General features: G+C 67.9%; 13 protein-coding genes. 3 read left to right on the top strand and 10 right to left on the bottom strand.

Annotated features, from left to right (window positions below):
- Positions 1-98: 98 nt before the first annotated feature.
- The 3 genes from HFK18_RS05910 to HFK18_RS05900 are packed head-to-tail and all read right to left on the bottom strand — an operon-like array spanning position 99 to position 2,501.
- On the bottom strand, positions 99-746 hold the full coding sequence (locus HFK18_RS05910; protein WP_180165058.1) for a hypothetical protein: 648 nt from the start codon (positions 744-746) through the stop codon (positions 99-101).
- On the bottom strand, positions 746-1,924 hold the full coding sequence (locus tag HFK18_RS05905) for a glutathionylspermidine synthase family protein (RefSeq protein WP_180165056.1): 1,179 nt from the start codon (positions 1,922-1,924) through the stop codon (positions 746-748). The genes HFK18_RS05910 and HFK18_RS05905 overlap by 1 nt, the downstream gene beginning before the upstream one ends.
- Positions 1,925-1,931: 7 nt before the next feature.
- Positions 1,932-2,501, bottom strand: coding sequence for a DUF1190 domain-containing protein (locus HFK18_RS05900; RefSeq protein ID WP_032976852.1), 570 nt, complete (start codon positions 2,499-2,501; stop codon positions 1,932-1,934).
- Positions 2,502-2,843: 342 nt separating this feature from the next.
- Between HFK18_RS05900 and ilvD the strand changes: the two genes are divergently transcribed.
- Positions 2,844-4,682, top strand: a complete 1,839-nt coding sequence (ilvD, locus tag HFK18_RS05895; protein WP_180165054.1) for a dihydroxy-acid dehydratase — start codon at positions 2,844-2,846, stop codon at positions 4,680-4,682.
- 100 nt (positions 4,683-4,782) lie between these two features.
- Positions 4,783-5,382, top strand: a complete 600-nt coding sequence (locus HFK18_RS05890) for a hypothetical protein (RefSeq protein ID WP_180165052.1) — start codon at positions 4,783-4,785, stop codon at positions 5,380-5,382.
- 21 nt (positions 5,383-5,403) lie between these two features.
- On the opposite strand, the gene dinG is transcribed toward HFK18_RS05890, so the two are convergent.
- The 3 genes from dinG to aroE form a co-directional block, all read right to left on the bottom strand.
- Positions 5,404-7,506 (bottom strand): ATP-dependent DNA helicase DinG, encoded by a 2,103-nt coding sequence (gene dinG / locus HFK18_RS05885; RefSeq protein WP_180165051.1) that lies wholly within the window; start codon positions 7,504-7,506, stop codon positions 5,404-5,406.
- Between the two features lie 152 nt (positions 7,507-7,658).
- Positions 7,659-8,009 carry a hypothetical protein gene (locus HFK18_RS05880; protein WP_108265742.1) on the bottom strand — a complete coding sequence of 117 codons (351 nt, stop codon included), beginning with the start codon at positions 8,007-8,009 and terminating at the stop codon, positions 7,659-7,661.
- Positions 8,010-8,012: 3 nt separating this feature from the next.
- On the bottom strand, positions 8,013-8,858 hold the full coding sequence (gene aroE / locus HFK18_RS05875) for a shikimate dehydrogenase (protein WP_180165049.1): 846 nt from the start codon (positions 8,856-8,858) through the stop codon (positions 8,013-8,015).
- Positions 8,859-8,906: 48 nt separating this feature from the next.
- On the opposite strand from aroE, the gene HFK18_RS05870 reads away from it, so the two are divergent.
- Complete coding sequence (locus tag HFK18_RS05870; RefSeq protein ID WP_180165047.1) at positions 8,907-9,770, top strand: PD40 domain-containing protein; 864 nt, start codon at positions 8,907-8,909, stop codon at positions 9,768-9,770.
- Between the two features lie 234 nt (positions 9,771-10,004).
- Here HFK18_RS05870 and HFK18_RS05865 read toward each other — a convergent pair whose 3' ends face one another.
- From HFK18_RS05865 to HFK18_RS05850, 4 genes are all read right to left on the bottom strand, one after another.
- On the bottom strand, positions 10,005-10,274 hold the full coding sequence (locus tag HFK18_RS05865) for a hypothetical protein (RefSeq protein WP_108265739.1): 270 nt from the start codon (positions 10,272-10,274) through the stop codon (positions 10,005-10,007).
- 33 nt (positions 10,275-10,307) lie between these two features.
- The gene (gene hemB / locus HFK18_RS05860) at positions 10,308-11,297 is read right to left on the bottom strand and encodes a porphobilinogen synthase (RefSeq protein WP_180165045.1); all 990 of its coding nucleotides are present in this window, start codon (positions 11,295-11,297) and stop codon (positions 10,308-10,310) included.
- Positions 11,298-11,316: 19 nt separating this feature from the next.
- Entirely contained in the window at positions 11,317-12,234 is a 918-nt protein-coding gene (locus HFK18_RS05855) for a bestrophin family ion channel (protein WP_100462056.1), read from the bottom strand.
- 123 nt (positions 12,235-12,357) lie between these two features.
- Complete coding sequence (locus HFK18_RS05850) at positions 12,358-12,606, bottom strand: hypothetical protein (RefSeq protein WP_032952021.1); 249 nt, start codon at positions 12,604-12,606, stop codon at positions 12,358-12,360.
- Between the last annotated feature and the right edge of the window lie 84 nt (positions 12,607-12,690).

Genomic DNA, 12,690 nt, shown 5'->3' with positions numbered 1-12,690 from the left:
CCGTGGGTACCGGGCATGGCCCGGCGCTACCGGCCCGTTGCTCTGGTAGCTGCCAACCTTGGTTGGCACACAATCAACGGCGCCGACCAAGGCCGGCACTACCCCTGCAGCAAGCGCTTCTGCAACCGCTCCACCGCGCGCTGCAGCAGCACGCGATGCCGCGCCAATTTCATCCACTGCGGCAGCCGCGAGAACATCGAGCGATGATGCCCTTTGGTTTCACGCAGTGTCGCGACGGCGTACTGATGAAGCGCCTGCAGATGCTCGGCGTTGTAGGCCCAAAGCAGACCTGCGCGGGTCGGCTCGACCAGATGCAGCGGAAGGCCGAAGTGCGGATCAGCCGGCTCGGCATCGCGCAGCGGGGTGGCCGACACGTCGACATCGCTGCTGCGCCCACATTGCCCACATCGCGCGGGAAAGGTGGCCGGCAAACGAACACCCGACGCGATCCGGCGATGCACGTACAGCCATTGGTGCCCGCAGTACCCGCACGGCCGACGCCCCTGCATGCACACCGCGCCCACCCAGTCGCCACTGTCCAGCGCAACGCTGCAGCCGGTGCAGCGGAAACGCACCGTCCAACGGTAGGGCTGCCAGCTCGCCAGCACCCAGCCCGGCGTATCGCAGCGGTGGCAGCGCACCGCGATGCGGTCGGCGAACGCATTCAGGCCGCGACCATCGTCGAAATGACGGCCCGGCACGGGAGCAGGACGCCCGCGCCGACCGGGCGGGCGTTGCACCGCCATCAGACGTAGATCCGCGTCGGCGCTTCGTCGATGATCGCGTGCGGCACGAAGCGCGCACTGTCGCGGGTGATCGCGCTGTCGTCCTCGCGGATGCCGATGCCGCAGGCGTGGTCGCCGATCACCCAGCTGCCGATCAGCGGGTAACCGCCTTCGAAGCGGGTGAGCGGGTGCGCACGCTGGAGGATCGCCGGACCGTCGTACGGGCCGTCGCTGCGCTGCGTGCTGCCGTCGGCCAGGTGCATCTCGATGTTGGCGCCTTCGCGCGAGAACAACGGCTTGCGCACCCAGCCCGAGGCCAGCGCGCTGCCGTCATCGAAATGCGCTTCCAGCAGGTTCGGATGGCCAACGTTGCGCTGCCACAGCAGCGGCAGGATGCCCTTGTTGCTGAGCACCGCCTTCCATGCCGGTTCCAGCAGCTGCACGCCCGACCCCGGCAGCGCACGGCCGAATTCCTCGGCCATCAGGTCTTCCAGCGGGTACAGCTTGAACAGCGTGCCGATCACCGTATCGTCCAGCGCGGTGAAGCGCCCGTCTTCGGAAAGGCCGATGTCCTCGATGGCGATCGCCTGCCCATGCAGGCCCGTCTGCGAAGCGCAGTCGCGCAGGTAATCGACCGTACCGCGGTCTTCGTCCGAGCTGCCCACCGCACTGAAGTACAGCGGCGGCGGCAGCTGCGTGGCCAGTTCGCCGAAGCGTTCGACCAGGGCTTCATGGATCGCATTGAACTGGTCGGCATGCTGCGGCAGGCGGCCGGCATTGCGCTGGTCCTCCAGCCATTGCCACTGGAAGAAGCTGGCTTCGAACAGCGAGGTCGGCGTGTCGTAGTTCAGCTCGTACAGCTTGGCCGGGCCGGTGCCGTCGTAGGCCAGGTCCAGGCGCCCGTACAGGTGCGGCTGGCGCTGGCGCCAGCTGTCGGCGATCCAGTCGCGGTAATGCGCGGGGATCGCCAGCTGGTCCATCAGGCGCTCGCTGGCAATGACACCGCCGACCAGGTCCATCGCCATCTGGTGCAGTTCGGCGCTGGGGTCTTCGATGTCCTGTTCGATCTGGCGCAGGGTGAAGGCGTAATACGCGCTTTCATCCCAGTACGGCTGGCCTTCGATGGTGTGGAAGCGGAAACCGGCTTCCTCCGCGCGCGCCCGCCACTGGGCGCGCTCGGCAATACGGATACGTTGCATGGATTGATCAGCCGCCGACGCTGCTGCCGCTGCGGCGCGCACTGGTGCTGCCGAAGCCGCTGCGGCTGGCGGTCACCGCACGGTTCGGTTCGCTGCTGACCGGAGCCAGCCCGGCCTTGCCCGCGCCGATGCCGCTGGCGGTGTTCAGGCCGCCGCTGCCACCCGGGGCAGGACGCGCCCAACCGGCGCTCTTGTCCTGGTAGGCCGGCGCCGACGCCGGCGCCTGCGGGGCCAGGCCACCGCGGTTGCTCAGCATCTGCGACATGAAGAAGCCCATCATCATCGGGCCGATGAACGACGTACCGGCCGAGGTGTGCTGCTGCACGCACTGCTCAGGCTTGTAGTCCTGTTCGCAGGCTTCCTTGGTCGCGTACTTCGGCGCTGCATCGGCGGACTTCTTCTGCGCCTCGGCAAATGCATTGCGACAAGCCGAAGGATCAGCGGTAGCCGTGGTGCAGGCCTCCACCGAGGTATACAGGCCTTCCTGCACCTGCACCTGCTCTTCCTTCTGGCAGGCAGTGAACAGCAGCGGCGCAGCGCTCATCAGCAGCAGCGCAGTGGTGCGGGAACGTTTCATGGCCTCATGCCTTCAAGTCGGAACAATGCCCCATCATGCCAAATCCCGGCCAACAACCGGAATCGGCAAAGTGGGAAAGATGAACGGAATTTCATTTTCGTCGCCCACATGCCGCGCCATCCACGCATGGCGTGGATCTACCGAGTGCCTGGTCTGTGCAGCCCATCGTCCGGGCAGGAGCCCCCTTGTTGTTCAAGGGGGCGCGCCAACGGCGCGGGGATAAGGTGGAATGCGCGGACCACCCAGCCGCTGCAAGCGGCGCAGGTGGTTGCAGCAGCAACCGAAAAACTCCGCCATCATCAACCGACCCCCACGTCGTACGGCCCGCCCGTTCCGCCAGCCATGCCTGAATACCGCTCCCGCACCTCCACCGCTGGCCGCAACATGGCCGGCGCCCGCGCCCTGTGGCGTGCCACCGGCATGAAGGATGGCGACTTCCACAAGCCGATCATCGCCATCGCCAACTCCTTCACCCAGTTCGTGCCCGGCCACGTGCACCTGAAGGACCTTGGCCAGCTGGTCGCGCGCGAGATCGAACAGGTCGGCGGCGTCGCCAAGGAATTCAATACGATCGCCGTGGACGACGGCATCGCCATGGGCCACGACGGCATGCTGTACTCGCTGCCCAGCCGCGAGATCATCGCCGACTCGGTGGAGTACATGGTCAACGCCCACTGCGCCGACGCGCTGGTGTGCATCAGCAACTGCGACAAGATCACCCCCGGCATGCTGATGGCCGCACTGCGCCTGGATATTCCGGTGGTGTTCGTGTCCGGCGGACCGATGGAAGCCGGCAAGACCAAGCTGTCCGAGCACAAGCTGGACCTGGTTGATGCCATGGTCGTCGCCGCCGATGACAGCGCCTCGGATGAGAAGGTTGCCGAGTACGAGCGCAGCGCCTGCCCCACCTGTGGCTCGTGCTCGGGCATGTTCACCGCCAATTCGATGAACTGCCTGACCGAAGCGCTGGGCCTGTCGCTGCCCGGCAACGGCACCACCCTGGCCACGCATGCCGACCGCGAAGCGCTGTTCCGCCGCGCCGGACGCCTGATCGTCGAACTCTGCCATCGCTGGTATGGCGGCGAGGATCCGCGTGCGCTGCCGCGCGGCATCGCCACCCAGGCTGCGTTCGCCAACGCGATGACCCTGGACATCGCCATGGGCGGCTCCACCAACACCATCCTGCACCTGCTGGCCGCCGCGCAGGAAGCGGAGGTCGACTTCGACCTGTCCCACATCGACGCACTGTCGCGGCGCGTGCCACAACTGTGCAAGGTGGCGCCGAACTCGCCCAAGTACCACGTCGAAGATGTGCATCGCGCCGGTGGTGTGTTCGGCATCCTCGGGGAGCTGGACCGCGCCGGGCTGCTGGATACCTCCGTGCCCACCGTGCACAGCGCCACGCTCGGCGAAGCACTGGATCGCTGGGACGTGATGCGCAGCGACAACGACACCCTGCACACGTTCTTCAAGGCCGGCCCGGCCGGCATTCCCACCCAGGAAGCCTTCAGCCAGGCCACACGCTGGCCGTCGCTGGATGTTGACCGCGCCGAAGGCTGCATCCGTGCGCTGGAGCATGCCTATTCGCAGGAAGGTGGGCTGGCCGTGCTGCGCGGCAACCTCGCCGTCGACGGCTGCGTGGTGAAGACTGCGGGCGTGGACGAATCGATCCACGTGTTCGAAGGCAATGCGCGCGTGTTCGAAAGCCAGGACGCGGCGGTGGCCGGCATCCTCGCCGATGAAGTGAAGCCCGGCGACGTGGTGGTGATCCGCTACGAAGGCCCGAAGGGTGGCCCGGGCATGCAGGAAATGCTGTATCCGACCAGTTACCTGAAGTCGAAGGGGCTGGGCAAGCACTGTGCGCTGCTGACCGATGGTCGCTTCTCGGGCGGCACCTCGGGCCTGTCGATCGGCCACGTCTCGCCGGAAGCGGCCAGCGGCGGTGTGATCGGCCTGGTGGAGGATGGTGACCGCATCCGCATCGACATCCCGGCGCGGCGCATCGATCTGCTGCTGGACGACGCCACGCTGGCACAACGCCGCGCCGACGCCGATGCGCGTGGCTGGAAGCCGCGCGCGCCGCGCCCACGCAAGGTCACCAGCGCGCTGAAGGCCTACGCCTTGCTGGCCACCAGCGCCGACAAGGGCGCCGTGCGCAACACGGCCCTGCTCGGCGATTGAAGACGGGTAGTGCCGGCCGCTGGCCGGCAGTGCCCCTTCAGCACGCGGCACTACCCGCCCGCGGGGTGCATCATGTGCGGCCCCACACATGGACGTCCTGATGCGCCGTTTCCTCAGCCTGATATCGCTGGCACTGGCCACTGCGACCGCGTCGGCGTCCGCCGACGAATGCCGCTTCGACAATCGTGCCGAACTGCTGGCGATGTCACCGGAAGCATTCGACCACGGCCCCGGCGAGGGTTGGGACGCGCTGGTCCGGCGCGCCGGCTGCCAGTTGGAACTGGCTGACCTGTTCGCCGCATACCGGCGCCAGGCCAAGGCAAGCGGCCACCCACAGTTGGCCTGGCACGAGGCGCAGCTGCGTGCCTATGAGGGGCAACGCGATCCCGCCAGCGCGCTGATGCGGTTGACGTACAAGCCTGCCGGCGCCGACCCGGAGGGGTGGAACCTCTACGTGGATGCGACCATCGCCTTTCTGGATGACGACCTGCCGGCACTACGACGTGCTCGCGCGCGCTTGGCCGCCCTGCCGCTGCCACCCGGTACCACGCTCAGGGAAGGGATGGTCGAGATGCGCAACGCACAGGGCCTGCAGCACGTCGCATGGCCACCGCGGCTGAAGACGGTGGACGACCTGATCCGCTGCATGTACCAGCCCTACGCACTGGCGTCCGAGTCATGTCCGCAATCGCAATACTGAAACGCGGAACCAGCCGGCACCTCAGCCGATGGTGCGCTTGAACGGCGGCAGCGCGTCGATGATGCGCTTGCCGTAACGACGGGTCAGCAGACGCGAGTCGAGGATGATCACGCGCCCGGTGTCGGTGGAGGTGCGGATCAGGCGGCCGGCGAACTGGGTCAGCGTGCGCAACGCATGCGGAATCGCAATCAGGTTGAACGCATTGAGACCACGTGCTTCCACCCACTCGCTCAGCGTGGCGGTCTGCGGATCGGTCGGCACCGCGAACGGTACCTGGGTGATCACCACCGTGGTGCAGGCCTCACCGGGAAGATCCAGGCCTTCGCCGAACGAGTTCAGCCCGAACAGCACCGAGCCCTCGCCGGCAGCCACCCGGCGCAGATGTTCGTCGATCATGCGCGTCTTCGACATCTCGCCCTGCACCAGCACCTGCTTGCGCTTGGCGGCCGGCATCAGGCCAGCCACCTTCTCCATCTTCCAGCGCGAGGTGAACAGCACCATCGAGCCCTTCGTCCAGTCCAGTTCCTTGCCGATGTAGCGCGCCACTTCACGCGGATGGCCTTCGCGGTCATCGGGCGTGACAGGGAACGGCGGCACGATCAGCTCGGCCTGGTTGGGCAGGTCGAACGGGGAAGACAACGAGACCATCTCGGCGGTTTCAGGGATGCCGTTGTCGATCGCCAGCGCCTGGAAATCGCCGCCGCCGGTCAGCGTCGCCGAGGTCAGCACCACCGAATCCACTTCATCCCACAACAGCTTGCGCAGCACGTGCGCGGCCGACACCGGCGAGCCATGCAGCACCAGGTCGCCATCGCGGGTGGCGGTCACCCAGCGCGCCATCGGCGGCGCGCCTTCCTTGTCCTCGCGGCGCCAGACCTGCCACAGGTTGTACTGCTGCTCGATCATCTCCAGGGCCATGCCCAGGTTGCGCTGCAGGCGCTCGCGTGCCGGATCGTCCGGCTTGCCCTTGGCAACCTGCGCGGTGGCCGCATGCGCCCAGTTGTAGAGGCTGCGGGTATCGTCGGCCAGCGCCTCGATCGGCTCGCGCCAGGCCTCGGGCAGGCGCCCGTTGGCCGCGCGCCACATTGGTTCCTCATCGGCCGGCGCCGGCATCCACATCGCTTCCACGTGGTCGCGGAACATGCGCAGGCCCTTGGCCACGTTGCTGGCCGCGTCGATGGCTTCGTTCGGCAGCAGGTTGCCGAGGCGGTCCTTGTCGACCGCGCGGTAGGCGCCGGCAATCAGGATCTGCAGGCGGCCGGTGCGCTTGGCCATTTCATCCAGCGCCAGGCTGGCGGCGCCCTGATCGATGGCCACATTGCCAACGTGGTGGCCTTCGTCGAGCACCAGCAGCATGTCCGACGGCGCGGCGATCATCGGCTGCCCGTTGTCGCTGTCACCAATGGACAGCGCCGACAGCAGCAGCGCGTGGTTGGTGACCACGATCTGCGCGTCACGCACGGTGTTGCGCGAACGCAGCACCGCGCACTGCGCCGAGTATGCACAGCGCCGCCCCGCACAGCCCGAGGCCGGCGTGGTGATGCGCCCGCGCAGGCCGGGGCTGATGGTTTCCGGTGCGTTGTCGATGTCGCCGTCCCAGCTGCCGTTGCTGAAGGCCACGGTGAGGCGCTTGGCGATGTCCATCTCGATCGGCGCCAGCGGGCGGTCGAACAGCGGCTGCTCGTCGTCGAACATGCCGTTCTGCGCGCCCTCGCCATGTGCTTCGGCGGCGTTGCGCGTGCACAGGTAGCGGGTACGGCCCTTGGCCAGGGCGATGGTCGCCTCCAGGCCGGTTGCCTTGAGGAAGTTCGGGATATCGCGCTCGACCAGCTGCGACTGCAGCGCCACGGTACCGGTGCTGATCACCAGCTTCTTCTTGCTGGCCAGGGCAATCGGCACGCCGGCGGTCAGGTAGCCCAGGCTCTTGCCCACGCCGGTCGGCGCCTCGACCACGCCCACACCGCCGCTGGTGGACAGCGCACGCGACACCACGCCGATCATCTGGCTCTGCGAGCGGCGGGTGGAGAAGCCGGGGGTATTGGCCTGCAGCGTCGTGTACGCCTTGCGGATCGCGTCCTTCAAGGTGTCATCGAGCTTGCGTGGGGCGGCGACGGTTTCGGTCACGCCAGAACTACCGTAGCGGGGTCAGGCCGGTCATTGTCGCATGGCCGGCCACGGGCTCCGATGCGCGGGCGCTGAACGGGGTCAGCAGCGTCGCGCCATGGCTGGATGAGCGCCCCGCAACGCCACCGACGCGGCCAAGGCCGCCATCGCGGTCAGGGCGTCGCAGCGCGCTGCCGCAGCAGCCGTACCAATGCCCAGACCAGCAGTACCGTGCCGACGGCATCGAGCATCGCCAGGCCGAAGTGGACCACGCCCAGCACGGTGCTCAGCTGCGAGATCGCACTGAAGTCACCCTTGCTGACCATCCACATCGGCACCAGGTTGGCCAGCAGGCTGCCCATGCTGGACGCCAGCAACAGCAGCAGGCCGGTCAGCGCGCCAGTGCGTGCCGGATCGCGCGGCGCGCCCATCACCCAGACCAGGCCGACGCACAGGGCGATCAGCACCGGCAGGCGCACGCCGACCATGGTCAGCAGGGAGACCATCAGAGCCTGGCTGTCCATCGATCAGTCCTGCCCGGCGAAGGCACCGGCTCCGGCGCGCAGCTGCTGGTAGACCGCGTCGGTCTGCGGGCGTACGGCGTGCCACTGCAGGAAGCTCTCGGCCGCCTGCTCGACCAGCATGCCCAGGCCATCGACCGTGTTGCGGCACTGCGCGGCGCGCGCCCAGGCCAGGAAGGCAATGGCAGCCTCGCCGTAGTTCAGGTCGACCGCCGTGGTCATCGAATTGACCAGCGACAGCGGCAGCTTGAACTCGGCGTCGCGATCGCGGCCGGCCGAAGTGGCGTTGAGGATCAGCTCGAAATCTCCGAGGTCGCGCAGATCGTCCCAGTAACGGCTGAGCGCGCGGCCCGGCTCGCCCATGGCATCGATCAGTTCGTCGGCGCGTTCCGGCGTGCGGTTGACCACCACCAGTTCGGTGATGCCGGCATCCAGCAGCGTCGGCGCAACGCTGCGCGCCGAACCACCGGCGCCGAGCAGCAGCACGCGGCGGCCGCGCAGGTCCAGGCCGTGGCGGTCGGTGAGGTCGCGCACCAGACCGATGCCATCGGTGGTGTCACCGTGCCAGCGGTCGCCCTTGCGCAGCAGAGTGTTGACCGAGCCGGCGCGGCGCGCGCGTGCGGTCAGCGTGGTGCACACGGAGAATGCCGCTTCCTTGTGCGGTGAGGTGACGTTGGCACCGACACCGCCTTCGGAGGCGAACGCCTCCAGCCCGGCCAGGAATGCGTCCGGGGCGAGATCGATGCTGCGGTAGTCGAGGGAGATGCCTTCCTGGCGACCGAACGCCGCATGGATCTGCGGCGACTTCGAGTGGGCGACGGGGTGTCCGAAGACGGCGTAACGATCGGTCATGGAATCCTCAAGCTGGCTAGACTGGTGCTCTTTCGTGCATGGACCTGGATGATGCGTATCGCCCCGACCCTGCTGGTGCTCGCCGCCAGTCTACTCTCTGCCCCGGTAGCGATGGCGTTGAACGAGTACGGCATCGAGGGCATGGGCGTGGTCTCCACCCGCGCCGATGAGGGCCGGGCCACGATCAGCGCCGATGGCCAGCGCATCGTCTTCGCCCGCCGTGGCGAGGCCGGCTGGGGGCTGTGGCAGGCGCGCGTGGTCGACGGCCGCTGGCAGCAGGCGCAGGCGTTGCCGCTGGCGGTGTCCGGCGAGGTGCGTGATCCGTATTTCAGCCGCGACGGCCGCTGGCTGCTGTTCGCCGCAGGTCGCGAGGGCCGGCTGGCGCTGTACCGGGCGGCGATTGCCGCCGATGGCGGCTTGGGCACCCCACAACCGTTGGCCGGCGATGGCGGTCGCCATGAGGAGCGCGGCCCGGCATTGAGCGCGGACGGGCGGCGGCTGCTGTTTGCCCGCCAGCAGGGCCGTGGTGCCGGCTGGGACCTGTTCGTGGCCACGCTGGACGCGCAGGGCGCGCGAGGGCCGGCGACGGCGCTGCAGGCATTGAACAGCGCTGCCGATGAAACCGATGGGGACTGGCTGGGCATCGAGGGCGCCGTGGCCTTCAGCCGCGACAGCGGTGACGCCGCGCAGGTCTGGACCAGCGGCTGCGCGTGGACGGGCGCTGCGTTGCAGCCGTTGGGGTTGTCGTTCAATCAGGGAAGCGGCTGGACCGGCGCGCCGGTCGTCGACAATGCCAAGCCGGGCGAAATGATGGTGGCCAGCAGCGCGGCGAAGTCGCCACGCGCCGGTGGCGTGGACGTGTACCGGCTGGCCGTGCCGAAGGTGGTGGCAGCGGCGGAGTGCGTGCGGTAGATCCACGCCATGCGTGGATGATGGTTCGGTGGAGGCCGACCGCCCCCTCCGGTAGGTGCCGACCGCCCCCTCCGGTAGGTGCCGACCTTGGTCGGCACAGAAACAAAACCGCCAACCAAGGTTGGCGACTACCAGTAGATCCACGCCATGCGTGGATGTCGTCTTCTGACAGGTGCCGACCCTGGTCGGCACACCGGAGCGCCAACCAAGGTTGGCGACTACCAGAACATCAGATCAGCGCGACAGCACCTTCGCGCGCTGCTGTTCGTATTCCACTTCGCTGAGCTGGCCATTGTCCTTGCGCCGGTTCAGTGCGGCCAGTTCGGCCTGCACGCTCTCCGGCATGGCCTGCTCGCGGGCAACCTGCGCGGCAGCGGAGAGCTGCTCGGGCGGCCGCCGTGCGGCACGCCAGGCAGCGACGAACACGCCGACGATGATGGCCCCGAACACCAGCGTACCGGTGCCCCAGATCAACCATTGCATCCAACCCATTTCAGGTCCCATCGCGTGTTCCTCCGTCCGTCGTGGGCGCTATTGTCAGCGCTCGCGCAGCCAACGCGCCACCTGCGGCGCGAAATAGGTCAGCACGCCATCGGCGCCGGCGCGCTTGAAGCCCAGCAGCGATTCCAGCACGCAGGCGCGCTCGTCCAGCCAGCCGTTGGCGAACGCCGCCTTCATCATCGCGTACTCGCCGCTGACCTGGTAGGCGAAGGTCGGCACACCGAAGGTTTCCTTCACCCGCCGCACCAGGTCCAGGTACGGCATGCCCGGCTTGACCATCACCATGTCCGCGCCCTCTTCCAGATCCAGCGCGATCTCGCGCATCGCCTCGTCACCGTTGGCCGGGTCCATCTGGTAGGTCTTCTTGTCGGCCTTGCCGAGGCTGGCCGCGCTGCCCACCGCGTCACGGAACGGGCCGTAGAACGCAGACGCGTACTTGGCCGAGTAGGCCATGATGCGTACGTTGAGGTGGTGGTCGGCATCCAGCGCACGACGGATCGCACCGATACGGCCATCCATCATGTCCGAGGGCGAAATGATGTCCGCGCCCGCCTCGGCGTGCGACAGCGACTGCTTGACCAGCGCTTCAACGGTGATGTCGTTGAGCACGTAGCCCTTGTCATCGATGATGCCGTCCTGGCCGTGCGTGGTGTACGGATCCAGGGCCACGTCGGTCATCACCCCCAGTTCCGGGAAACGCGACTTCAGCGCGCGGATCGCACGCTGCGCCAGACCGTCCTCGGCCCACGCCGCGGAAGCGTCCAGCGACTTCTGCGAGGCGTCCAGCACCGGGAACAGGTCGATCACCGGGATGCCGAGTTCCAGCGCTTCCTCGGCCACCTTCAGCAGTTCTTCGATCGACAGGCGCTCCACGCCCGGCATCGACGGCACCGCAACGCGGCCAGCCGGTTCGTGCACGAACACCGGATAGATCAGGTCGTCGGTGGTCAGCGTGTTCTCGCGCATCAGGCGGCGCGAGAATTCATCATGGCGCATGCGCCGCGGGCGGTAATGGGGATGAGACATGGCAGGCTCCGAGGAGTGGCTATTGCAACAGGTAACCCTGCGGCAGCAGGGGTTCGGGCAACGGGCGTTCGCCGAGGGCATCGAGCTGGTCGATCTCGATGGTGCGCACCAGCGCGTCCAACGGCAGGTCGTTCGGCTCCAGGCCGAACGGGTCTTCCATTTCTTCACCCAGCTGGTCCAGGCCGAAGAAGGCATAGGCCAGCACCGCCGACAGCACCGGCGTGGCCCAGCCCAGCGAGCTGGCCAGGCCGAACGGCAGCAGTACGCAGAACATCCATGCGCAGCGGTGCAGCAGCAGGGTGTAGGCGAACGGCAGCGGGGTGGTAAGGATGCGCTCGCAGCCGGCCTGGATCGAGGACATCGCGTGCAGGCGCTCTTCCAGCTGGACGTAAAGAATGGAATCGAGCGTGCCTTCGCGACGGGCCTGGGCCAGTTCGGCGGCGATCATCGCCAGCAGCGCATCGGGCACGTTCTCGCGCTGGGCGAGCTGCCCGCGCTGTTCCTCGTCCAGCCAGGGCACCGCGGCCAGCGCCACGTCGCGGGCGCGCAGGCGCGCGGCCAGTGCATAGGCAAAAGCGGTGGTCAGGTAGCTGATGCGCTGGCGGCGTGGCGCATCGTCGGCCAGCAGTACCTGTACCTGCCGCGCCAGCGAACGCGATTCGAACACCAGTTGGCCCCACAGCTTGCGGCCCTCCCACCAGCGGTCGTAGCAGGCGCTGTTGCGGAAGCTGAGGAAGATCGACAGGACCAGGCCGAGCAGGGTGAACGGGGTGACCGAGACGCGCTCGATGCCGACCGGCGGCGCCAGTTCCACCACCGCGGCGACCGCGATGGAGAGGGTGAGGATGGCCAGCACCTTGGGCGCGATCGCCGGGACGATGGAGCCACGCAGGATGTACAGCAGTTGCCAGCCGTGGGGACGGGAACGAATGATCATGGGAGCAGCCGCGCGGCGCGCGGTTCGACAGGCACGCGGGGGGCTCGCGCAGCCGCCCATTCTACTCCCTGCCCGGCCAGCGGCCGTGTCCCTGCGACGCCCTGTCGCACCGGCCGTACTGCCTCAGATGACGCCGCCGCCGAGCCCCAGGCGCAGGATGCCGACCACCACCACGATGCCGTTCAGGATCAGCCCGGTCCAGGCCCGGCCACGCTTGCTGGGGTGGGTGAACAGGATGCCGAGCGCGGCAATGATCGCGCCGACCGCGGCAAAGGGGATCAGGAACCAGTTGCCCCAGCCCAGCAGCGGTATCAACGCCAGGATCATCCACAACAGCGCCAGTACGCCCCACAACAGACTGATCACACCCATAGCGCGCTCCCGTGGTTGTTCTTGCTCCCAACCATAGCCGTTCCCGGCAGCGCCGCCTACCGCCGTTGCCGTCAACCTCACCGG

This window comes from Stenotrophomonas sp. SbOxS2 (assembly GCF_013416715.1).
Lineage (GTDB): Bacteria > Pseudomonadota > Gammaproteobacteria > Xanthomonadales > Xanthomonadaceae > Stenotrophomonas > Stenotrophomonas lactitubi.
This window is presented reverse-complemented; position numbering and strand designations above follow the sequence as displayed.